Origin of the sequence: Streptomyces sp. NPDC005438, from assembly GCF_040606315.1 — a bacterium.
Taxonomy (GTDB): domain Bacteria; phylum Actinomycetota; class Actinomycetes; order Streptomycetales; family Streptomycetaceae; genus Streptomyces.
Genome location: NZ_JBEXEP010000003.1, coordinates 249,303 through 272,411, shown reverse-complemented (window position 1 = coordinate 272,411; position 23,109 = coordinate 249,303). Strand labels below are relative to the sequence as shown.

Sequence of the window (23,109 nt, the reverse complement as noted above, 5' to 3'; positions counted from 1 at the left end):
CCACGGCCGGGTGGCGCCCCTCCCTACGGCGGGGCACCTCGCCCGTGGTGGCTCCGGGACGCCTGTTTCCCGGCACCACCCCTCCCGCTCCCGCGTCGCCGTGGGTCAGGACGCGTGGGGAAACTCGGCCCCGGGGCCCACACGGCACGCCTTCGTGGGCAGGGGGACATGGCCTGACCCCGGACGGCTTCGACGTACGTACGCGAAGCTCGGCCAGCGGGTCCTCGGGGCACGTACGGCGCCCGCCCTCCCCGGGCCCCCTTGTTCCAGTGGGGGCGCCAAGGTGGCCGGCCCCCGGCGACCAGTCCGGGCCACCCCCGACCAGCACGGCGCCGGTGCCCCGGCTGGCCGGGGCACCCCTCTGCCCGTCCGTTCAGCCGGCCAGGCAGGAGGGGCCCAGCAGGGCCTTGAGGTCACCGAACAGGGCCGGGTCGGCGGTCACCCGGTGGCGGTCCAGCCGCACCACGGTGGTCTTACGGGTGCCCTGGAGCCTCAGCCGTACCTCGCTGGAACCACGGTGCTGGGTGAGCACCTCCCCCAGCCGTTCCACCAGCGGGGGGCTGACCTTGACCGTGGGGATGGTGATCGTGACCGGGGCGTTGGTGGCCGCGTCACTGAGGTCGGGGACGCTCATCTCCATGGCCACCAGCCGGGGCACGTCCTCCCGCTTGTCCAGCCTTCCCTTGACGAACACCACGGTGTCCTCGACGAGTTGGGTGGACACCAGCTGGTAGGTGGCGGGGAAGAACATGCAGTCGATGGAACCGGCCAGGTCCTCGACGGTGGCGATGGCCCAGGCGTTGCCCTGCTTGGTCATCTTGCGCTGGAGGCCGGAGATGATCCCGCCGATGGTGACGGTGGAACCGTCGCTGTACTCACCGCTGGTGAGCTGGGAGATCGCCGCGTCGGCCTTCTCCGCCAGCACGTGCTCGATCCCGAAGAGGGGATGGTCCGAGACGTAGAGGCCGAGCATCTCCCGCTCCTGGGCGAGGAGGTAGCTCTTGTCCCACTCCACGTCGGAGAACTCCACGTCCAGGCCGAAGGCCGGGGTGTCGTCGTCGGCACCCTCGCCCATGCCGCCGAAGAGGTCGAACTGCCCCTCGGCCTCCTTGCGCTTCACCTGGACCACGTTGTCGATCATGGTCTCGAAGTGGGCGGTGAGCCCCTTGCGGGTGTGCCCCATCTCGTCGAAGGCGCCGGCCTTGATCAGGGACTCCACGGTGCGCTTGTTGCACACCACCGCCTCGACCTTGTCCAGGAAGTCCGGGAAAGAGGAGTACTTCCCCTTGGACTTGCGGCACCGGATGATCGAGTCGACCACGTTCTGTCCGACGTTCCGCACCGCGGTGAGCCCGAAGACGATGGTGTCGTCGCCCCGCGAGGTGAAGTTGGCGTCCGACTCGTTGACGTCCGGGGGCAGCACCTTGATGCCCATCCGGCGGCACTCGTTGAGGTAGACCGCCGACTTGTCCTTGTCGTCCCGCACCGAGGTGAGCACGGCGGACATGTACTCCGCCGGGTAGTTCGCCTTGAGGTAGGCGGTCCAGTAGGTGACCAGGCCGTACGCCGAGGAGTGCGCCTTGTTGAACGCGTAGCCGGCGAAGGGCACCAGCACGTCCCACACCGCCTGGATCGCGGCGTCGGAGTATCCCTTGTCCCGGGCGCCCTTCTGGAAGTTGACGAACTCGGCGTCCAGGACCTCCTTCTTCTTCTTGCCCATGGCCCGACGCAGCAGGTCGGCCTGGCCGAGGGAGTATCCGGCGAGCACCTGGGCGGCCTTCTGCACCTGCTCCTGGTAGACGATCAGGCCGTAGGTGACGCCGAGGACCTCCCGGAGCGGCTCCTCCAACTCGGGGTGGATCGGCGTGATCTCCTGCTGACCGTTCTTCCGCAGGGCGTAGTTGATGTGGGAGTTCATCCCCATCGGCCCGGGGCGGTACAGCGCGGAGACGGCGGAAATGTCCTCGAAGTTGTCGGGCTTCATCATGCGCAGCAGGGAGCGCATCGGTCCGCCGTCGAACTGGAAGACGCCCAGGGTGTCGCCCCGGCAGAGCAGTTCGTAGGTCTTGGGGTCGTCCAGCGGGAGGTCCAGCAGCGAGATGTCCTCGCTCTTGTTGCTGCGGATCAGCCGGACCGCGTCGTCCATGATCGTGAGGTTCCGCAGGCCGAGGAAGTCCATCTTCAGCAGGCCCAGGGACTCACAGGTGGGGTAGTCCCACTGCGTGATGGTGACGCCGTCGGAGTGCCTCACCCAGACCGGGACGTGGTCGGTGACCGGCTCGCTGGACATGATCACGCCCGCGGCGTGCACACCCATCTGTCGGACCAGGCCCTCCACGCCCTTGGCGGTGTCGATCACCTTCTTGACGTCCGGCTCGTTCTCGTACATCGAGCGCACCTCGCCGGCCTCGGAGTACCGGGGGTGGTTGGAGTCGGTGATCCCGGAGAGGTCGATGCCCTTGCCCAGCACGTCGGCGGGCATCGCCTTGGTGATCCGGTCGCCCATGGCGTACGGGTAGCCCAGGACCCGGGAGGCGTCCTTGATGGCGGCCTTGGCCTTGATGGTGCCGTAGGTGCCGATCATGCAGACCTTGTCGGCGCCGTACTTCTCGGTCACGTACCGGATGACCTCACCGCGCCGACGCTCGTCGAAGTCGATGTCGACGTCGGGCATGGTGACGCGCTCGGGGTTGAGGAAGCGCTCGAAGATCAGCCCGTGGGTGATGGGGTCGAGGTCGGTGATCCCCAGGGCGTACGCCACGATGGAACCGGCCGCCGAACCACGGCCGGGGCCCACCGCGATGCCGTTGTTCTTGGCCCACATGATGAAGTCGGCGACCACCAGGAAGTATCCGGGGAACCCCATCTGGATGATGACGTCCATCTCGTACTCGACGAGGCGCTGACGGTCCTCCGGCACCCCGTCCGGGTACCGGCGGCCCATGCCCCGCGCGACCTCCTCGCGGAACCAGGTCACCTCGGTGTACCCCTCGGGCACGTCGAAGCGGGGCATCAGGTCGTGCTTGTCGAACCAGCCGGTGGTGTCCACCTGTTCGGCGACCAGCAGGGTGTTGGCGCAGCCCTGCTGCCAGGCGTCCGAGGAGTCGATGGCGTACATCTCGTCGGTGGACTTGAGGTAGTAGCCCGAGCCGCCGAACTTGAAGCGGTTGGGGTCGGAGAGGTTCTTGCCGGTCTGGATGCACAGCAGCGCGTCGTGCGCCTCCGCCTCGTGGGCGTGGGTGTAGTGCGAGTCGTTGGTGACCAGCGGGGGGATGCCCAGCTTCTTGCCGATCTCCAACAGCCCGTCCCGGACCTTCTTCTCGATGTCCAGGCCGTGGTCCATCAGCTCCAGGAAGTACCGCTCCTTGCCGAAGACCTCCTGGTACTCGGCGGCGGCCTTCAGCGCCTCGTCGAAGTGGCCCAGCCTGAGCCGGGTCTGCACCTCACCGGAGGGGCACCCGGTGGAGGCGATCAGCCCCTCGGAGTGCTCGGCGATGACCTCCTTGTCCATCCGGGGCCACTTGGTCAGCCAGCCCTCGGCGTAGGCGTCGGAGGATAGCTTGAACAGGTTGTGCAGACCGGTCCGGCTGCTGGCCCAGAGGGTCTTGTGGGTGTAACCACCCGAACCCGAGACGTCGTCCCGCTTCTGGTGCGGCTGCCCCCAGGTGATCCGTCGCTTGTTACGCCGCGACTCGGGGGCGACGTAGGCCTCGATGCCGATGATCGGGGTGATGCCCGCGCCGGTGGCCTGCTGGAAGAAGTCGTACGCCCCGTGCAGGTTGCCGTGGTCGGTCATGGCGATGTGCGACATCCCCATGTCCTGACAGGCCGCGAACATGTCCTTCAGCCGCGCCGCACCGTCCAGCAGGGAGTACTGCGTGTGCACGTGGAGATGGGTGAAGGGCGGCTTTGCCACGGCGGGTGACCTCCGGGAGTTCGTACGGGGCGAGGGGCGTGCGGGGCGGTGTGGGCGCCGGGTCGTTCGCGGGACGGGTCGCGGCCGGTGCGGGAAGGGAGTGCTGGTGCGGACGGTGGGGACGGACGGTCACGGGGAACGGACGGGGGCTTCGGGAAACCTGGGGATGGTGGGGAGTCTACGACTCTCCACGGACACCCGGGCGAGGCCCGTCGCCCTCGATCACGAGCCGGCATCCACCCATTCCCGGACGGTACTTGGCGGACCCGGGGCGGTGTCGGGGGACCCCCTCCCCACTCACTCTTTGGTGCGGCTGGTGATCACCCCGGATTGACGGCCGGCACCATGGACGCGGCCCCCGGAGGCCTGGTAACCCTCCAGACGCGGGGCCGTCGCGAGTTGGCGGCGATCAGCTTTCCTTAGCACCCCTTAACCCACTTCATGGCAGACTCGGGCGGCGATGAACACGGCAGCGATGGGACCACGCACGGCGAGGGCGGCGCTCTTCACCGCCCTGTGCCTCGCGCTGTCGTCCGGCGGCCACGTGCTGCTGTCGGGGTCACCGTTGCCGCTGCTTCCGGTGGCCGCCGTGGGCGCCGTGATCTTCGTGGTCGCGTTCGCCCTGGCCGGCGGAGAACGCGGCTTCGCCTCCATCGCGGGGGTGCTGGTCCCCCTGGAGCTGGCCGCCGACACCTTCTTCACCACCGGCCAGCACACCTGTTACGGCGAGGCGGGCGGACCGGTCGCCGGCCCCCTGCGCTCGGTCGGCGTCGACCTGCTGTGCGCCGGCGGGGAGTTCGGCACTCCGCTGGCCCGGATGACCCACCGGGGCGGGCGCGACCCCCTGGCCGACACCGCGCTGCCGGCCGCCTCCCCCTGGCTGCTGCTGGCCGCCCACGTCTCGGTGGGCCTGCTGGCGGCGTTCTGGCTGTGGCGGGGCGAGGCGGCGCTGGCCCGGGTGGTGCGCAGTGCCGCGCTGGCGGCCTGGCGCCCGCTGCGACTGGTCCGCGCCAGCGGGTTCGCCCGGTGGCGGCCCCTGCCTCCGGCCCGTACGCCCCTGCGACGGGTCGCCCCTCCGCTCCCCCCACTGACGCCCTCCGTGCTGCGTCGTGGCCCCCCGTGCCCGGCCCTCTGACCGAGCACCCACGATTCCCCCCTTTCTGAGCATTCACGGAGCCACACCATGAGCAAGCGCAACAGCCAGCAAGCCAAGCGTGCCGCCCGCGAGCGGTTGCAGGCGGAACGCGAGAAGCAGGCGAAGCGGGAGAAGGTACGCCGGCAGGTGACCGTCGGTGTCTCCCTGGTCGCCGTGCTGGCGGTCGCCGGTGGCATCGCCTTCGCGGTGTCCAAGATGGGCGGCAACGGCGGTGAGGGCGACAACAGCGACTGGTCGGTCGCCCAGAAGGTCGCCGACAAGTCCGCCGACGGCACGGTGAAGATCGACGGCCAGAGCTACACCTACGCCAAGCCCAAGAACGCCTCGGGCAAGGACGGTACGGACATCGTCGTCGGGGAGAAGAGCGCCAAGCACACCCTCGACGTCTACGAGGACATGCGGTGCCCGATCTGCTCCCAGTTCGAGCAGTTGGCCGGCGAGACCATCACCAAGGACGTCGAGTCCGGCAAGTACAAGGCCTCGTTCAACTTCGGCGCCTTCATCGACAAGAACCCGGCCGCCAAGGGCACCGGCTCACGCAACGCGCTCAGCGCCCTGGGTGCCTCGCTGGACGTGAGCCCGGAGGCCTTCCTGCAGTACAAGAAGGCGCTGTTCAGCAAGAAGAACCACCCCGAGGAGCAGGACGACGGCTTCGCCAGCGACGACCGTCTGCTGGAGATCGCGGACCAGGTGAAGGAACTGAAGGGCAACAAGACCTTCAAGAAGGCGGTGGAGGAGAGCCGTTACGACGCCTGGGCCCTGAAGGTCGCCAAGAAGTTCGACAAGTCCAAGGTCCAGGGCACCCCGACCCTGAAGCTGGACGGCGTCCACCTCAAGGCCGACTCGCAGGGCTCCCCGCCGATGTCCCCGGCGCAGCTGAACAAGCTGGTGGACCAGCAGATCAAGAAGGGCGGCAAGGAGAAGGACTCCAAGGAGTGAGCCCGACCCGCTAGCGGGCCCCACCGCGCGACCGTCGAGGGGGCGGGCACCGGACACCACCGTCCGGGCCCGCCCCCTCGTGGTGTCCACCCGGTCAAGGGCCGAGAAAGAGCCGGGCAAGAGCCAGGCAGGGGCCGGACAAGGGCCCAGGAAGGGCGGGGCCCCGGGCGGTCAGAGGCGCCCCCGTCCGGTGAGTGGGCGCCGGGGCGAACCGGGACCGGGGCGAGGGTTCCCAGTGGCCGGCCGTTCCGGTTCGCGGACAGGGGTGGAGCCGGTCACCGCCGCCCCGCCGAGGCCCCCAGGCACGCCGTCGCCACCCCCGGCCACCGCCCCGGGTAACCGCCCCGCCAGGACGGCTCGTCGGGGGCCGCCCACCCACGACTGACGGGGTGCCCCGCGCCCTCGACCGGGCGATGTCGGTGGAGGTCCCCCGTTCGCCCCCCAGTACGCGGGCTCTCGGTGCCGGCGAGCCCACCGGGTACGCACGGCAGCGGTCCCGTGGCGCCCGGGCGGGCAGCGCCTACCGGCGGCGTACGTCGTACACCCTCCGCCCGGTCACAGCTCGTGGGGATGGCCGGCGTACTCGGCGACGCGGACGAGCACCTCCCAGTTCGGCTCCGGGTTGACCGCGAGCACACGGTCACGGGTGAGGGGCCGCAGGGCGAGAAGAGGGTCGAGTGCCTCCGGGGCCACCTCGACGCCGATGTCACGGCCGAGGTCCTCGGCGATCGTCGGCGCGGTGAAGTCACCGGCCAGCAGGTGGAACATCCACGTCGTCGGCCTGGGCACCCCGCCGTCCCCCGCCGGCCCCGGACTGCCGTGCCGCCATCCGTCGCCGGTGCTCCACAGCGCGAGCGTGATGCTCGGGGCGTCCTCGTCGGCTTCCCAGTCCTCGTCCTCGAGTTCGGGAACCGTGGTCAGCGGCTGGAACCGCTCCGGCAGCCCGTCGAGCAGGCCCGGCCACAACGCACCGGTCGCGTACGGACTGGTGTCGGCCTCGTGGTCGAAGGCCCGCACGAAGGCGCCGTGGTGGTCGAAGAACGCGAGGATCGTGTCCCCGGCCCCGTTGTCGTAGCGGCCGACCCGCTCGGGGCGGTCGAGGAAGGACCGGGCGTAGGAGTACCGGAAGCCGTGATCGGTGAGGATCGCCTCGGTGATCGCCAGGACGCGGAACCGCCGCTCCAGTTCGCCGGGGTCGGGGAGGCGCGCGGCGAAGTCGGACAGCTCGGACACGGGTGTCACCTCTCGGGGCGTCGACGGGCCGGACGACCACCGCGCGCCTCGGCACGACCCCCGGCGGACACTTGGGGCCGAGGTCGGACACGGTCACGCACGAGGGTGGGCACCCGTCGCGGACGGACGTTCTCGGGGACGGAACCCGGGCCGGTCGCGGTTCCCCGCGGCGGACGCCACCCCGGACGGCCCGACCCCGGACCGGGGCAAGTGGCCGACGTACGGCGGGGGTTGGGGAGCTACCGGGCGGGCCGGAAACGGGGCCGGGGCGGCACGCCGGCGCCCGGGCCACTCAGTCGGACAGCTCCGCCACGAAGTCCAGGGCGATCCGCCAGGTCCGCTCGGCCGCCTCGGGGTCGTGGTCCTCCGAGTCGGGGTCGGTGAACAGGTGCCCGGCGCCCGGGTAGTGGTGGACCTCGACCTCGGCGCCCGCGCGCCGCATCCGCAGGTACCAGGCGTTGAGCCAGTCCGAGGACTCGAAGGGGTCGGGGTCGGCGACGTGCAGCTGCACCGGGAGTTCGTCCACCGTCGCGTCCTCGGCCAGGTCCGAGGTGCCGTGCAGCAGGAGCAGTCCCCTGGCCCGCACGTCGGCCAGGGCCAGGTTCTGGGCGATGGCCGCGCCCAGGGAGAACCCCGCGTAGATCAGGCCCCGTTCGGACAGCGGGGCGGTCTCGGTGACCGCGCGGCGCAGCAGTTCCTCGTGACCGATCTCCTCCTTCAGGTCCCGCCCCTCCTCCACGGTGCGGGCGGTACGGCCGTGGAACAGGTCGGGGGTGTGCACCTGATGGCCCCTAGCCCGCATCCGGTCGGCGGCCTCCCGTACCACGGGGCGCGTCCCGTGCGCGGAATGGAACAGGACGATCTCCGCCATACGGTGTTCTCCCTCACTCCGGTCTGGATTTCGTGCGAGCCATCCTGCCAGTTAGGTTTCGTGAGGTGCCCTCCGACCACCGCTCACTAGCGAGGGAGCTGTGAACACATGGAACAGGTGATCCGTCCGCTTCTCGTCGTCGGACTCACCATCGTCGTCACCCTGGCCCTGGGTTGGCTGATCGACCGGGCCCTGCACGCCGCCGACCGCCGGCACCCCGAGACCCCGCTGTGGGGCGAGCTGCGCCGCTGCCAGCTGCCCCTGCAACTCGTGCTGGCCTCCGCCGCCGTACACGCCTCGTACGGCTGGGCGGGCATCGACTACGGCAACGACCGGCTGATCAGGAACATCCTCGCCCTGATCTCGGTGGCCGCCCTGGTGTGGCTGGCGATCAGGATCGCCAGCGCGATCGCCGAGACCTCCCTGGCGCGGTTCGCCGCGACCACCTCGGACCCGGCGCGGGTACGGCGCTTCCGCACCCAACTCACCATGCTCCAGCGGGTGATCTCCTCGGTGCTGGCGACCATCGCCGCGGCCATCGCGATCCTGCTGATGTTCCCCGGACTGCGGGCGCTGGGCGCCTCGATGCTGGCCTCGGCCGGTGTCATCGGGATCGTGGCCGGTGTGGCCGCGCAGTCCATGCTCAGCAACCTGTTCGCCGGACTCCAGATCGCGTTCGGCTCCTCGGTGAAGATCGGCGACACCGTGGTGGTCGAGGGTGAGTGGGGCACCGTGGAGGAGATCTCCCTGGCCTTCCTCACCGTGCGGATCTGGGACGACCGACGGCTGACCATGCCGGTGTCGTACTTCAACTCCAAGCCGTACGAGAACTGGTCCCGGGGCGGCCCGCAGATCACCTGCACCGTCTACCTGCACCTGGACCACGCCACCCCGGTACAGCGACTGCGGGAGAAGCTGCACGAGGTACTGCTGGAGCGGGACGACTGGGACGGCCGCCGGTGGAACCTGGTCGTCACCGACAGCACCCCCACCACCATCGAGGTGCGGGCGGCCATGTCGGCCAAGAACACCGACGACTGGTGGACCCTCCAGTGCGCGGTACGCGAGGAGTTGCTCACCTGGCTCCAGCGGGAACACCCCTACGCCCTGCCCCGGGTCGCCACCGCGCCGGCCGTCGTGGCCCCCCGGGTGCCCAGCCAGGCGCAGCAGGGGCGGGCCGAGCAACCCCAGTCCTAGGCCGCGTCGTTCCGAACGCCGGGGCGCACCCCGAGGTCAGGGCCGGAAGCTGCGCACGTCCAACTGACGCAGCACCCGGTCCACCACCTCGGGGTCGAACCCCGGCTCACTGCGGGCGGCCAACACCTCGTGCCGGGCCGCCGACAGCAGTTCGGACTGGAGCCGCTGCGCCCACTTCAGCCGTTGCACCCGCTGGTCCTGGGCTTCCCTGCGCTCCTCGCTGGCGAAGTACGGGGAGATGCGGGCGCCCAGTTCCCAGGCCCGGTGGCCCAACGCCTCGGAGAGTTCCTCGGGCAGGTCCTCCTCCCGTTCGATCTCCCGCAGCCGGCGCTTGGCGGCCTTGGCGCAGCGCAGGGCCAACTGCCGTTCCAGTTCCCGTTCCCGGGCGCTGTTGGCCCGCACCTTCAGTCGCCGTACCAGCCAGGGCAGGGTCAGCCCCTGGAACACCAGGGTGACCAGCACCACGGCGAAGGCGAGGAAGAGGATGGCGTCCCGTTCGGGGAAGTCCCGCCCGCCCTCGACGGTGAACGGCACGGCGAGCGCCAGTGCGACCGAGGCCACCCCGCGCATCCCGGACCACCAGATCACCACCGTCTCGCGCCAGCCGAGCGGGATGTCCTCGTCGACGTCCTTGCTGCGGTGGAGTCTCCGGGCCAGCCAGGCGGCCGGCAGCAGCCACAGCAGCCGGACCACGATCACCACGGCGACCACCGCCAGCGCGGCGGGCAGCAGTTCGCTCCAGCGGCCCTCCACGGTGCCGACCACGTTGTGGAGTTCCAGGCCGATCAGCCCGAAGGCGACTCCGGTGACCAGGGTGTCTATCACCGACCAGAAGGTCTGCCCCACCAGTCGGCCGCTGACGTCGTCGGCGTCCATCACCTGGCCCGAGGAGAGGAACAGGGCGGTGGCGAGTACCGCCAGCACTCCCGAGCCCTCGAACTCCTCGGCCAGTACGTAGGAGGCGAAGGGCACCAGCAGGGTGAGGCCGGTCTGTAGGGTGGCGTCGCCCAGCAGGCTCATCAGCCGGTGCGCGCCCCAGCCCATGGCCAGTCCGACGGCCACCGCGACCACCGCGGACAGCAGCAGTTCACCGGCCGCGTGCGGCCAGGAGAAGGTTCCGGTGACGGCCGCCGCGATCGCCACGTGGTAGAGGGTGATGGCGGTGACGTCGTTGAACAGTCCCTCGCCCTCCAGGATGGACACCAGCCGTCGGGGCAGGCCCAGCCGTCCGGCGACGGCGGTGGCCGCCACCGGGTCGGGCGGGGCCACCAGGGCTCCCAGGGCCACGGCCGCGGCCAGTCCGAGGCCCGGGACCAGGGCGTTGGCCACCGCGGCGACGGCCGCCGTGGTCACGAACACCAGGGCGACGGCCAGCAGGAAGATCGGTCTTCGGTTGGCGGCGAACTCCCGCCAGGAGGTGCGCTGTGCCGCCGCGTACAGCAGGGGCGGGAGCACCAGCGGCAGGATGTACTCCGGCGGCACCTCCACCACCGGCACCTGCGGGATCATCGCCAGGACCCCGCCGAACAGCGTCATCAGCACCGGGGGCGGCAGCCCCAACCGCTCGCCCACCGGCACCATGACCACGGCGGCCAACAACAGCGCGAACAGCAGGGCGAGTTGGTCCACGGTCAGGCACTCTCCGCACGGACGACGTCCAGGGCGTGCCGGAGGTCCTCGGGGTAGCCGCTGGCGTACTCGACCCAGGAACCGTCACCGGGATGCTGGAAGCCCAGCCGTACCGCGTGCAGCCACTGTCGCTCCAGTCGGAGCCGCTTGGCCAGGGTGGGGTCGGCGCCGTAGGTGAGGTCGCCGACGCAGGGGTGGCGGTGGGCGGCCATGTGGACCCGGATCTGGTGGGTGCGCCCGGTCTCCAGCTTGATGTCCAGCAGGCTGGCCGCCCGGTAGGCCTCGACCAGGTCGTAGTGGGTGACGGAGGGCTTGCCGTCGGCCGTGACCGCCCACTTGTAGTCGTGGGTGGGGTGCCGTCCGATGGGCGCGTCGATGGTGCCGCTCAGCGGGTCGGGGTGTCCCTGCACCAGGGCGTGGTAGCGCTTGTCGACCGTACGGTCCCGGAACTGCTGCTTCAGCAGGGAGTACGCCCGCTCCGACTTGGCCACCACCATCAACCCCGAGGTGCCCACGTCCAGTCGGTGGACGATGCCCTGGCGCTCGGCGGCGCCGGAGGTGCTGATGGTGTACCCGGCGGCGGCCAGTCCACCGATCACGGTGGGCCCCTCCCATCCGGGGCTGGGGTGCGCGGCGACGCCCACCGGTTTGACGATCACCACCAGGTGGTCGTCGTCGTGGACGATCTCCATCCCCTCCACCGGTTCGGCCACCACCTGGACGGGCGGCCGTTCCCGGGGCATCTCCAACTCGATCCAGGAACCGGCCATCACCCGGTCCGACTTGCCGACCTCCGCCCCGTCGAGGAGGACCTTCCCCCCGGCCGCGAGTTCGGCGGCCTTGGTACGGGAGAAGCCGAACATCCGGGCGAGAGCGGCGTCCACACGCTCCCCCTCCAGTCCGTCCGGCACGGGCAGATGGCGAATCTCGGGCTGGTTGCTCACCTGGTCGAGTATGCCGGACCGGAGATCGACACTCGCCACGAGCCGCCCGCTTCCGCCACCCAACCGTCCCCTCCCCCGGTCCGGTTCGCCTCCGCGCCCGGGAGGTGATCACCCGGCCGGCCCCGGTCGGGGTGCGGGCCCGGCGGGCGCTGGTGAGGGTGGGCCACGCGCCCGTTTCCCCCACCGCCCCGTCAGGAGTCCCGTTGGAGGCGACCTCCACCCAGCGCCGCGTACGGTGGCCCCGGCTGAGGCCCCATCACCGCGCGCTGACCCTCGCGACCGCGCTCACCCTGGCCGTTCTGGTGCTCGCGCCCCAGGCCGGCATGGAGTCGGCCGCCTCCACCACCTGCGCGCTGGCCCCCGGGGAGGGCTTCGACGAGGGGCCGGCGCACTCCGACGAGCTGCGGCCCCGGGGCGTCCAACGGTCCGTGATGATCATGGTGGACTTCCCGGACCGCCCGGCCCGTGGGTCAGCGGCCCGACGGGCCGGGTTCTTCTCCCGCCACAGTGACCGCTACTTCGCCCGCGCGTCCGACGGCCGCTTCCGCCTGCGACTGTCCCCCACCCGCGACTGGGTACGGATGCCCCAGCGCTGGTCCTCCTACGGGGTGGCCCGGGGCGCGCCCACCCCGGTGATGCGCCACTACGTGGAGGACGCGATCAAGGCCGCCCGGCGAGCGGGCACCGACTTCACCGGGGCCCGCTCGGTGTTCGTGGTCGCCGACGACAACGTGCCCGCCGCGCCCACGGTCTCCCAGGCCAACACCTTCACCGGCCTGCGCGCCGGCTCCACCCCCCTCCAGGCCGCCGCCCTGGTGTTCGGCCGCGCCAAGGACGACCCGGACTGGCAGCGGGGCAACTTCGTCCACGAGGCCCACCACTTCTTCGGCCTGCCCGACCTGTACGACATCCGGCGCGGGGCCTCGGCACGGTACGCCGGCGGCTGGGACACCATGAGCCTGGCCGGCGTCTCCGACCTGCTGGGCTGGCACAAGCGGAAACTGGGCTGGCTCCCCGACAGCCAGGTGGACTGTGTGGCCGAACCCGGCACCAGCGGCCACACCCTGCGCGCCGTCGGCACGGGGGCGGGCGCCCGGATCGTGGTCGTACGCACCGGGCGGCACACCGCGCTGGTCGCCGAGGCCCGTACCCGTACCGGCCTGGACTCCGGGATCTGCTCGGAGGGGGTGCTGCTGTACTCGGTGGACAGCCGGACCCCCACCGGACACGGGCCGGTCCGGCTGGTGGACGCCCACCCCGCGAGCCGGGGGGCGTGGGGCTGCCCCGAGCGGGGACCCACCGAACTGGCCGAGCTGAGCGACGCCCCCTTCACCCCGGGCACCGGCCACACCTTCGCCGACCACGGGGTACGGGTGACGGTCACCGAACGGCTCGGCCAGGGCTACCGGGTACGTGTCACCCGGGGCGAGGACACCGCCGAGACGGCTGGCGGCAGGACCCCGGCGTAGGAACCGGACTAGCTCTTGTGGACGGTGCCGTCCGGGTCGAGGCCACGGAAGGACAGCAGCACGATCAGCACGCCGCCGCAGACGATGGCGGAGTCGGCCACGTTGAACACCGCGAAGTGACGCGGGGCGATGAAGTCCACCACCGCCCCCTGGAAGACCCCCGGGGAACGGAAGATCCGGTCGGTGAGGTTGCCGAAGGCTCCCCCCAGGAGCAGTCCCAGGGCGATGGCCCAGGGGGTGCTGTAGAGCCGGCGCGCGATCCGGGCGATCACCACGACCACCGCCACCGCGATCACCGACAGCACGATGGTGAGCGCCTCGCCGATGCCGAAGGCCGCGCCCTTGTTCCGCACCACGTCCAGCCGCAGCCAGTCGCCGACGACCTCGATCGACTTCTGGTGCTCCAGCTCGGCGACCACCCACAGCTTGGTGATCAGGTCGAGTACGAAGGCGATGGCGGCGACCACCGACAGGGCCACGATCCTGCGGGGACCACGTGACACCTCGTGGTCCTCCGTCGTGTCCTCGGGGGCCGCCGCACCGCCCTCAGCCGTCTCGTTCCCGTCCTCGGCCCGGGGCTCCTCCGCCCGCTCGGGCCGGGACTCCGCCGCGTCGATGGTCCGCTCCGCCTCTGTCACGCCAAGAGAGTACGACACCCCCCGGCGGCCGTGTCAGTGTCAGTGCCGTTCCTGCCGTTGCTTGCACTCCACGCAGAGGGTGGCGCGGGGGAAGGCCTGCATCCGGGCCTTCCCGATCGGGTTGCCGCAGCTGTCGCAGAGCCCGTAGGTCCCCGCCTCCAGCCGCTCCAGGGCCGCCTCGGACTGGTAGAGCATCTCGCGGGCGTTGGCCGCCAGGGCCATCTCGTGCTCGCGGGTGATGTTCTTGCTTCCGGTGTCGGCCTCGTCGTCGCCGGCGCCCTCGCCGGAGTCCCTCATCAGTCCGTTCAGCGCCTCCTCGGAGTGCGTGATCTCCTCCCGCAGTCGTTCGGCCTCCCGCCGCAGCTCGGTGCGGGCCTCGGAGACCTCCTCCTCGGTCCAGGGGTCCTCGCCCTGCCGTACCGCCAGCTCCCCGGGCTCGACCGGTCCGGCGGCGCCGCGCGCCGTGGGCACCGCCTGGGACTCTGCTACCGGGGTCGGGGTCTTCTTCGCAGCCACCTTGTCGGCTCCCGTCGTCTTCTGGGCGGTGCCCGGTCGGTCGCGGCGGCCACCGGCCGTCGCCTTGCTGGCGGCCTGGGGGGCCGCCGCCCTTGTGCCCCTTCTCGCGGTTCCCGTGGTCTTCGCGGTACCGCGAGGGGCGTCCGCGCGGGTCCCACGCTGGGCCGCGCTCTTGGCCGTCTTCTCCGGGGTCGCCGTCCGGGCTGACTTCGCAGCCTTGGCGGCGGCCTTCCTGGTGGTGCTCTTCTTCGCCGGGCTCGCCGGGCTCGCTGTTCTGGGGGATCTCGTCTTCGAGGATCTCGCGCTCGTGGCGGATTTCGCGGTTCCACCGGTTCTCGGGGTTTCACCGGTTCTCGCGGCTCTCGCCTCCGGCCGGGCGGCGGCCTTCTTCACCGCCGTCTTGCCGGTCGACTTCCGGGCCGTGCTCTTCGCTGTCGTCTTGGGCGTCGTCTTGGGCGTCGTCTTGGGCGCGGACCTGTCCGGTGCGGTCCCGGAGGTCGTCGACTTCCGGGCCGGCTTCCGCGCCGTGGAGGTCGCCGTAGGGGTCGCTGCTGAGGTTCGGGGGCTCCGGGAGCCGTTCTGGCTCTTGGACTTCTTCGGGGCGGACGTGGTCGTGGCGTTGCCCTGAGGCTTGGTGCCGGCCGCCTTCTTCGAGGTGGCCGTCTTCTTCACGGCGCTCCTTCTCGCCACCATGTCGCGACCCCTTCACATATTGTGATCTTTTGCGCGAACGTGACCGGAACCATAGAGCCGCCCCCGAGGAGCGGCAACGGGGCACGCCGGTTAGGAACCGTTGTGCCCTGACCTGGGCCCGGAAAACCGGTCCGCCGGACCCGTGCACGGCCCGTACACTTGGTGACCGCGCAAGGCATGGATGGGGACGAGTAGCGTCGTCAGGCGGCCCAGAGCGACCCGGGGACGGTGGAAGCCCGGGGGCGGTCCCGACGTGAAGATCACCCCGGAGTCGTCGGAGGAAAGCCCCGCTCGCGGGCGAGTAGAACCGGCAGCGCGACCCCAATGAGGGGGTCGTGGGCGGTCAGCCCGCGACCAAGGAGGGTGGTACCGCGGGAGCCTCGCTCTCGTCCCTCCGACGGAACCTGATCTCCGCCGGAGGAAGCCCGCAATGAGCGAAGAGTCCACCACCCCGCAGTACCGGCCGGTGCCCGCCCAGGTCGACCTGCCCCGCATCGAGCACGAGGTGCTCGACTTCTGGCAGCAGAACAAGGTCTTCGCCCGCAGCCTGGAGCAGTCCGCCGGACGGCCGGAGTGGGTGTTCTACGAGGGCCCGCCCACCGCGAACGGGATGCCCGGCGCCCACCACATCGAGGCCCGGGTCTTCAAGGACGTCTTCCCCCGGTTCCGCACCATGCGCGGCTACCACGTGGCCCGCAAGGCCGGCTGGGACTGCCACGGCCTGCCGGTGGAGCTGGCCGTGGAGAAGGAACTGGGCTTCAACGGCAAGAAGGACATCGAGAACTTCGGCATCGCCGAGTTCAACGCCAAGTGCCGGGAGTCGGTGACCCGGCACACCGACGCCTTCGCCGAGCTGACGACCCGCATGGGGTACTGGGTCGACCTCGACGACGCCTACCGCACCATGGACCCGGAGTACGTGCAGTCGGTGTGGTGGTCCCTGCGGCAGATCTTCGACAAGGGCCTGCTGGTGCAGGACCACCGGGTCGCCCCCTGGTGCCCCCGCTGCGGCACCGGCCTGTCCGACCACGAGCTGGCGCAGGGCTACGAGACGGTGGTGGACCCCTCGGTCTACGTCCGCTTCCCCCTCACCTCCGGCCCCCTCGCCGGGCAGGCCTCCCTGCTGGTGTGGACCACCACCCCCTGGACGCTGGTGTCCAACACCGCGGTGGCCGCCCACCCGGAGGTCACCTACGTGGTGGCGAGCGACGGCGCCGACCAGGTGGTGGTGGCCGAGGCCCTGGTGGAGAAGGCGCTGGGCGAGGGCTGGACGCCCACCGGGCAACGGTTCACCGGCGCGGAGATGGAACGCTGGAGCTACCAGCGGCCGTTCGCCCTGGTGCCCATCGAGGACGCCCACTTCGTCGTCAACGCCACCTACGTCACCACCGAGGACGGCACCGGGCTGGTGCACCAGGCGCCGGCCTTCGGTGAGGACGACCTCGCCGTCTGCCGCGCCTACGGGCTGCCGGTGGTGAACCCGGTCCGCCCCGACGGCACCTTCGAGGACCAACTCACCCTGGTGGGCGGGCAGTTCTTCAAGAAGGCCGACGAGGCACTGGTGGCCGACCTGGACTCCCGGGGCCTGCTGCTGCGGCACCTGCCGTACGAGCACAGCTACCCGCACTGCTGGCGCTGCCACACCGCGCTGCTGTACTACGCGCAGCCCTCCTGGTACATCCGTACCACCCAGATCAAGGACGCCCTGCTGCGGGAGAACGAGGGCACCAACTGGTACCCGGAGTCGGTGAAGCACGGGCGGTTCGGCGACTGGCTGGACAACAACATCGACTGGGCGCTGTCCCGCAACCGGTACTGGGGCACCCCGCTGCCGATCTGGCGCTGCGCGGAGGACCACCTCACCTGCGTGGCCTCGCTGGCCGAACTGTCCGAGCTGACCGGCCGGGACCAGTCCGGGCTCGACCCCCACCGGCCGTACATCGACGAGGTCACCTTCGAATGCCCCGCCGAGGGCTGCGGGTTGACCGCCGAGCGGGTGCCGGAGGTGATCGACGCCTGGTACGACTCCGGCTCGATGCCGTTCGCCCAGTGGGGATACCCGTACCGCAACCGCGAGCTGTTCGAGAAGCGCTACCCCGCCCAGTTCATCTCCGAGGCCATCGACCAGACCCGGGGCTGGTTCTACACCCTGATGGCCGTCGGCACCCTGGTCTTCGACCGCTCCTCGTACGAGAACGTGGTCTGCCTCGGCCACATCCTCGCCGAGGACGGCCGCAAGATGTCCAAGCACCTGGGCAACATCCTGGAGCCCATCCCGCTGATGGACCGTCACGGCGCCGACGCGGTGCGCTGGTTCATGGCCGCCGGCGGCTCCCCCTGGGCCGCGCGCCGGGTGGGGCACGGCACCATCCAGGAGGTGGTCCGCAAGACCCTGCTGACCTACTGGAACACCGTCGCCTTCCAGGCCCTGTACGCCCGTACCGGCGGCTGGGCCCCGACCGCCCAGGACCCGGCCCCGGGCGACCGACCGCTGCTGGACCGCTGGCTGCTCAGCGAACTCAACGCCCTGATCGACCAGGTCACCCTGGCCATGGAGAACTACGACACCCAGCGGGCCGGCAAGCTGCTGTCGACCTTCGTGGACGACCTGTCCAACTGGTACGTACGGCGCTCCCGCCGCCGCTTCTGGCAGGCCGACCCGGCCGCGCTCCGCACCCTCCACGAGGTGCTGGAGACCGTGACCCGACTCATGGCCCCGCTGGTGCCGTTCATCACCGAACGCGTCTGGCAGGACCTGGTGGCACCGGTCACCCCCGACGCCCCCGACTCCGTACACCTGTCCACCTGGCCGGTCGCCGACCTGGAGTCCATCGACCCGGTGCTCTCCGGCGACATGCTGCTGGTGCGCCGGCTGGTCGAGTTGGGGCGGGCCACCCGCGCCGAGTCCGGCGTCAAGACCCGACAGCCACTGTCCCGCGCCCTGGTCGGCGCCCAGGGGTTCGAGAACCTCACCCCGGAGCTGCGCCAGCAGATCACCGAGGAGCTGAACGTCTCCTCGCTGGCCGCGCTCTCGGAGGTCGGCGGCTCCCTGGTGGACTCCAGCGCCAAGGGCAACTTCCGCGCCCTGGGCCGCCGTTTCGGCAAGGGCACCCAGGCCGTCGCCAAGGCCATCGCCGAGGCGGACGCCGCCGCCCTGGCGGTGGCCCTGCGGGAGGGCACCGCCTCGGTCGAGGTCGACGGTGAACCGGTACCGCTGTCGGCGGACGAGGTCATCATCACCGAAACCCCCCGGGAAGGCTGGTCGGTGGCCTCCGACTCCGGCGCCACCGTGGCCCTGGACCTGGAGATCACCCCCGAGCTGCGCCGGGCCGGGCTGGCCCGGGACGCGATCCGGCTGATCCAGGAGGCCCGCAAGAACAGCGGCTTGGACGTGGCCGACCGCATCGCCCTGCGGTGGACGGTCACCGAACCCGAGGTGGCCCAGGCACTCGGGGAACACTCCGGGCTGATCTCCGAGGAGGTCCTGGCCACCGACTTCGCCGAGGGCGAGGCCGGTGAGGGATACGGCGAGGCCTTCGAGGACGAGGCCCTCGGCCTCACCTTCCGGCTCCGCAAGGTCTGAGGACCACCGTGGTGACCGCCGGCCCACCGGCGGGCGGTCACCACGCGCCCCCGGGAACCGGCACCCGCAACGAACGGCCCCCACCCCGAGCGGGGTGGGGGCCGTCGGCGTCCAAGTGGGAGCCGTCACAGGTGAGTTGGACCACCCGCCGGTCGGAACGGGCACCGCGTCCCGGGCCGTACCCGCCCCACGGTGACAAGGATCACCGCCGCCCACCCTCCTCCCACTCACCGCTCACGACCCGAGTCCGGTGGGAGGGGTCACACCCGGCCACGGGGCACACCCCGCCGAACCCGGCCACCCTCGCCAGCGGTTGACGGCGCCCACTCCACCAGGGCCGCCAAGGCCCCGTCGGCTCACGGCGCCCCGACACCAGGGGCCCGGGAGGAGGGGGTACGTACGCGAAAGGGGCCGGGCCCGGAGGTGTCCTCCGGGCCCGGCCCCTTCGTCACGTTCCGCCCAGGGGCGGAACGTGGATCAGCTGTCGTCCTCGTCGATCAGGAAGCCCCGCATCGGAGAGGGAGCCTGCTGCATCGACTGGGGGCCGCCACCGCCCTGCGGGCGAACCGGCGCCATCGGCTGCGTCATGGCCGGGGTCATCTGCTGCTGACCGCCGTAGGTGCCACCGCCACCCTGGGGGTGTCCGCCGTGGCCGTTGCCGGGACCAGAGGGCCCACCGAGACCGCCGCCCATCGACTGGTGACCGCCCATGGTGCCGCTCGCGCCGCCCATGCTGCCGCCGGTGGGGGCGCCCGCCGAAGCCATCGAGGGCGAGGCGGGAAGCGAGGGGGCCGCAGGGGTACGCGAGGGTGCCAGCGAGTCGTCGGCCTGGTTCTCCAACTGCCGCAGCTGGCTCTCCAGGTAGGACTTCAGACGAGTGCGGTACTCCCGCTCGAAGCCCCGCAGGTCCTCGACCTTGCGCTCCAGGGTGGCGCGAGCCGACTCCAGGGAGCCCATGGCCACGCGGTGCTTCTCCTGGGCGTCCCGCTCCAGGGCGTCAGCCTTGGCACGGGCGTCCCGCTCCAGGCCCTCGGCACGGCTGCGGGCCTCGCCGACGATCTTGTTGGCCTCGGAACGGGCCTCCGCGATCGCCTGGTCGGCGGTCTGCTGGGCCAACGACAGCACACGGGCGGCGCTTTCGTTGTTCTGACCGCCGGGGCCACCAGGTCCACCAGGGCCACCGGGACCGCCGGGGCCACCAGGTCCACCCGGGCCGCCCATGGGACCGCCGGGGCCCATCGGGCCACCCTGCGGACCACCCGGACCCATCGGAGGACCGCCCTGCGGACCACCGGGACCGCCATGTCCACCGGGGCCACCGGGACCGGCCGGCAACTGCGGCTGGCCGCCCGGAAGTTGCGGCGGGCCACCCATCTGCTGTTGCTGACCGGGCGGCACCGGCTGCGGTCCAGATATGGCGGCGGGCACAGGAGCACCGCCCGGGCGGTCCTGTGGCTCGGGCTTGCGCATGTTGGCCTGCTGCTGACTCTGGGCGGCGGCCCGGGTCGCGGCGGCCAGCTTGGCGCGCAGGTCCTCGTTCTCCCGCAACAGACGGGTCAGTTCACCTTCGACCTCATCGAGGAAGGCATCGACCTCGTCCTCGTCATAGCCTTCTCGGAGGCGGACGGTCGTGAACTGTTTGTTCCGCACGTCCTCGGGGGTCAACGGCATCTCTGTTTCACCTCAACGTAGTCATCGGCATATCGACAGGCCCGCATCGTCCTACAGCCCACGCACGATCGAGATCAGGATGTAGACGATGATCATCAGCACGAAGAAGGACAGGTCGAGCGCCACACCCCCGAAGCGCAACGGCGGAATGAACCGCCGAAGGAGCTTCAGTGGCGGATCGGTGACAGTGTAGGTCGCCTCCAGGACGACCACCATCGCTCTCCCAGGCTGCCACGAACGGGCAAACTGGAAGACGTAGTCCATCACCAGCCGGAAGATCAACACAAGCAGGAAGCACAGCAGCGCGATGTGCACCACATCCAGTGCCGTTCTCATCTACGCTTCCCTCTCCCCTTCATGCCGCTCTCCTCGGCGTGTGCCTTCGACTCCACGTCTCAGCTCTGGTTGAAGAACCCGCCTTCTGCGATACGGGCCTTGTCCTCCGCCGTGACATCGACGTTAGCAGGAGACAGGAGGAACACCTTCTGTGTCACCCTCTCGATGCTGCCGTGCAGACCGAACACGAGGCCCGCGGCAAAGTCGACCAGACGTTTGGCGTCCGTGTCATCCATCTCCGTCAAATTCATGATCACGGGAGTGCCCTCGCGGAAGTGTTCCCCGATGGTACGGGCTTCGTTGTAGGTCCGTGGGTGCAGCGTCGTGATGCGGTAGGGCTCCCGTTCGGACACCACTTTGGGCATGATCACCGGTGCGTTCTTCTCCAGGTTATGGCGGTCAGGTGTGATGGAAGACACGGGAGCAATCCTCCCCACTCGTCCACTTTCCGGACTGGGGGTGGGAGTCTGTTCGCGCTCCCGCTGGGCCGGTGGTTGCGCTACCCGCACCGGCTCCTCGGGCTCCGACTGGTGGGGGGGATGCTGGGACTGCTCGCCCTGGTGGCGACGGCGGTCCCGCTCGGGATCGGGTTCGGGTTCGAACTCGTCATCGGGGTCGAACCCCGGGCCGTCGTACCCATCGTCCTCCACGAGGCCGAGGTAGACCGCCATCTTGCGCATCGCGCCGGCCATGCTCTGCGTCCTCCGCTCTGTGGTGGGTCCCCTGCCTCCGGCGGGGCGCCCCAGGCTCCTTCACCAGTGGCCTTGAATCCACGAGGCCAATCCGCCTTCTACGGAAATGACCATATTTTCTGCTGTGGTCCCACTCGCTTGGCGACGTTACCCGAGGTGTGGGCGGACTCCGAGTACCGCACTACCGATACGCACATGTGTCGCCCCGGCGGCCACGGCCTCCTCCAGATCGGCGCTCATCCCCGCGGACACCATGGTGGCAGCAGGATGCCGCGTACGCAGGGTGGTTGAGATTTCCGAAAGCTGAGCGAAGGCTTCCGCGGGCCGGCCGGCGTATTCTCCCTCCAGGGGTGCCACCGCCATCACACCCTCCAGTCGCAGCGACGACGCCTCGACCACCTGGTCGGCCAGTCGCGGCACCTGGTCGGGACGGGCACCTCCCCGTTCACCGACCGGACCTGAGGGGGCGTCAAGGGCGACCTGGAGCAGCACACCGATCTCACGTCCGGCCCGCTCCGCCGCCCCGGAGAGCGCCGTCACCAGCCGCGAGCGGTCCACGGAGTGCACCCGGTCCGCGTAACTCGCCACCGAACGCGCCTTGTTGGTCTGCAACTGACCGACGAAGTGCCACCGCAGACCGAGGTCCGCGCACTCCGCGTGCTTGGCCGAGGCCTCCTGGTCGCGGTTCTCCGCGACGTCCCGTACGCCCAGCTCGGCCAGCAGTCGCACGTCGCTGGCCGGGTAGGTCTTGGTGACCACGATCAGCCGCACCTCGGAACGCGGACGACCGGCCGACGAACAGGCCCGATCGATCCGGGCCTCGACCCGGTCGAGGTTCTCCTCAAGTTGCCGTCTCCGACAGTCGGTCTCCCCCACCGCTCAGACACCCCCCAGCCAGACGTAACCAGCGAACCGTCCGGTGACGCGGTCCCGGCGGTACGAGTAGAAGTCACCGGATTCCCGGGTGCACACCCCGGAACGCTCCACCGAGGTGACCCCGGCGTCGGTCAACTGCCGTGCCACTCCGGCCGCGACGTCCACGGCCGGGGTGCCCCAGGAGGTGGTGGCTCCACTGTCCGGGGCCGCCGCCACGACCTCCTCGCGCATCGCGGCGGGCACCTCGTAACAGGAACCGCAGACCGAGGGGCCGATGCGGGCCACCAGGCGATCCGCCCGGGCCCCCTGTTCCAACATGGTCGCCACGGTGGCCGGGACCACCCCGGCGACCAGTCCCGGACGCCCCGCGTGGGCCGCGCCCACCACTCCCGCCTCGGGGTCGGCGAGCAGCACCGGCACGCAGTCGGCGGTGAGTACGGCGAGCGCCAGGCCGGGGCGGGAGGTCACCAGACCGTCCACGCTCGGCACCGGGTCCTCGCCCCAGGGGGCCTGGACCACGGCGACCTCGCGGCCGTGGACCTGGTTCATCCACACCACACGTCCGGGTTCCAGACCCAGGGCGTGGGCGGCGCGCGCACGGTTGGTGTGTACGGCCTGCGGCGGGTCACCGACGGCGCCACCGAGGTTGAGGCTGTCATACGGAGCGGCGCTCACCCCGCCCCACCGGTCGGTGGTGGCGAAGTGGGCGCCGCTGACGATGTGGTGCTGGGCTATCACTTCAGCACTGGC

The 23,109-nt window shown here is 70.8% G+C and carries 18 protein-coding genes; 6 read left to right on the top strand and 12 right to left on the bottom strand.

What is annotated here, in order from left to right:
* Positions 1-373: 373 nt before the first annotated feature.
* Positions 374-3,916, bottom strand: coding sequence for a DNA polymerase III subunit alpha (gene dnaE, locus ABZT14_RS09410; RefSeq protein ID WP_356298981.1), 3,543 nt, complete (start codon positions 3,914-3,916; stop codon positions 374-376).
* A gap of 475 nt (positions 3,917-4,391) precedes the next feature.
* On the opposite strand from dnaE, the gene ABZT14_RS09405 reads away from it, so the two are divergent.
* Together ABZT14_RS09405 and ABZT14_RS09400 are read left to right on the top strand one after the other, a co-directional pair.
* Positions 4,392-5,051, top strand: a complete 660-nt coding sequence (locus ABZT14_RS09405; RefSeq protein WP_356298979.1) for a hypothetical protein — start codon at positions 4,392-4,394, stop codon at positions 5,049-5,051.
* A gap of 48 nt (positions 5,052-5,099) precedes the next feature.
* Positions 5,100-6,011 carry a thioredoxin domain-containing protein gene (locus ABZT14_RS09400; RefSeq protein WP_356298977.1) on the top strand — a complete coding sequence of 304 codons (912 nt, stop codon included), beginning with the start codon at positions 5,100-5,102 and terminating at the stop codon, positions 6,009-6,011.
* Between the two features lie 555 nt (positions 6,012-6,566).
* Here ABZT14_RS09400 and ABZT14_RS09395 read toward each other — a convergent pair.
* Entirely contained in the window at positions 6,567-7,244 is a 678-nt protein-coding gene (locus ABZT14_RS09395; protein WP_356298975.1) for a hypothetical protein, read from the bottom strand.
* Between the two features lie 292 nt (positions 7,245-7,536).
* Positions 7,537-8,115, bottom strand: a complete 579-nt coding sequence (locus tag ABZT14_RS09390; protein ID WP_356298973.1) for a dienelactone hydrolase family protein — start codon at positions 8,113-8,115, stop codon at positions 7,537-7,539.
* A gap of 108 nt (positions 8,116-8,223) precedes the next feature.
* Here ABZT14_RS09390 and ABZT14_RS09385 point away from each other — a divergent pair, with 108 nt between their 5' ends.
* Complete coding sequence (locus ABZT14_RS09385) at positions 8,224-9,312, top strand: mechanosensitive ion channel domain-containing protein (RefSeq protein WP_356298970.1); 1,089 nt, start codon at positions 8,224-8,226, stop codon at positions 9,310-9,312.
* Between the two features lie 36 nt (positions 9,313-9,348).
* Here the strand turns inward: ABZT14_RS09385 and ABZT14_RS09380 are convergent, their stop codons facing one another.
* Both ABZT14_RS09380 and ABZT14_RS09375 read right to left on the bottom strand, forming a co-directional pair.
* Positions 9,349-10,941, bottom strand: a complete 1,593-nt coding sequence (locus ABZT14_RS09380; protein WP_356298968.1) for a Na+/H+ antiporter — start codon at positions 10,939-10,941, stop codon at positions 9,349-9,351.
* A gap of 2 nt (positions 10,942-10,943) precedes the next feature.
* Complete coding sequence (locus ABZT14_RS09375; protein ID WP_356298966.1) at positions 10,944-11,885, bottom strand: RluA family pseudouridine synthase; 942 nt, start codon at positions 11,883-11,885, stop codon at positions 10,944-10,946.
* Between the two features lie 203 nt (positions 11,886-12,088).
* Here ABZT14_RS09375 and ABZT14_RS09370 point away from each other — a divergent pair, with 203 nt between their 5' ends.
* Complete coding sequence (locus ABZT14_RS09370) at positions 12,089-13,354, top strand: peptidase M6 (RefSeq protein WP_356298964.1); 1,266 nt, start codon at positions 12,089-12,091, stop codon at positions 13,352-13,354.
* An 8-nt stretch (positions 13,355-13,362) separates the two neighbouring features.
* Here the strand turns inward: ABZT14_RS09370 and lspA are convergent, their stop codons facing one another.
* Both lspA and ABZT14_RS09360 read right to left on the bottom strand, forming a co-directional pair.
* Positions 13,363-13,992, bottom strand: coding sequence for a signal peptidase II (gene lspA, locus ABZT14_RS09365; protein ID WP_356298961.1), 630 nt, complete (start codon positions 13,990-13,992; stop codon positions 13,363-13,365).
* 39 nt (positions 13,993-14,031) lie between these two features.
* Complete coding sequence (locus ABZT14_RS09360; RefSeq protein WP_356298959.1) at positions 14,032-14,508, bottom strand: TraR/DksA family transcriptional regulator; 477 nt, start codon at positions 14,506-14,508, stop codon at positions 14,032-14,034.
* A gap of 172 nt (positions 14,509-14,680) precedes the next feature.
* Here ABZT14_RS09360 and ABZT14_RS09355 point away from each other — a divergent pair, with 172 nt between their 5' ends.
* Both ABZT14_RS09355 and ileS read left to right on the top strand, forming a co-directional pair.
* Positions 14,681-15,136 (top strand): hypothetical protein, encoded by a 456-nt coding sequence (locus ABZT14_RS09355; RefSeq protein WP_356298957.1) that lies wholly within the window; start codon positions 14,681-14,683, stop codon positions 15,134-15,136.
* 495 nt (positions 15,137-15,631) lie between these two features.
* Complete coding sequence (gene ileS, locus ABZT14_RS09350; RefSeq protein ID WP_356298955.1) at positions 15,632-18,784, top strand: isoleucine--tRNA ligase; 3,153 nt, start codon at positions 15,632-15,634, stop codon at positions 18,782-18,784.
* Between the two features lie 477 nt (positions 18,785-19,261).
* Here the strand turns inward: ileS and ABZT14_RS09345 are convergent, their stop codons facing one another.
* From ABZT14_RS09345 to pgeF, 5 genes are all read right to left on the bottom strand, one after another.
* Positions 19,262-20,455: a DivIVA domain-containing protein gene (locus ABZT14_RS09345; protein WP_356298953.1), complete on the bottom strand. Its 1,194-nt coding sequence runs from the start codon at positions 20,453-20,455 to the stop codon at positions 19,262-19,264.
* Between the two features lie 51 nt (positions 20,456-20,506).
* Positions 20,507-20,791 carry a YggT family protein gene (locus ABZT14_RS09340; protein ID WP_356298951.1) on the bottom strand — a complete coding sequence of 95 codons (285 nt, stop codon included), beginning with the start codon at positions 20,789-20,791 and terminating at the stop codon, positions 20,507-20,509.
* Positions 20,792-20,850: 59 nt separating this feature from the next.
* Positions 20,851-21,483 (bottom strand): cell division protein SepF, encoded by a 633-nt coding sequence (sepF, locus tag ABZT14_RS09335; RefSeq protein ID WP_356298949.1) that lies wholly within the window; start codon positions 21,481-21,483, stop codon positions 20,851-20,853.
* 147 nt (positions 21,484-21,630) lie between these two features.
* The gene (locus tag ABZT14_RS09330; protein WP_356298947.1) at positions 21,631-22,359 is read right to left on the bottom strand and encodes a YggS family pyridoxal phosphate-dependent enzyme; all 729 of its coding nucleotides are present in this window, start codon (positions 22,357-22,359) and stop codon (positions 21,631-21,633) included.
* Positions 22,360-22,362: 3 nt separating this feature from the next.
* Positions 22,363-23,097 carry a peptidoglycan editing factor PgeF gene (pgeF, locus tag ABZT14_RS09325; protein WP_356298945.1) on the bottom strand — a complete coding sequence of 245 codons (735 nt, stop codon included), beginning with the start codon at positions 23,095-23,097 and terminating at the stop codon, positions 22,363-22,365.
* Positions 23,098-23,109: the final 12 nt, after the last annotated feature.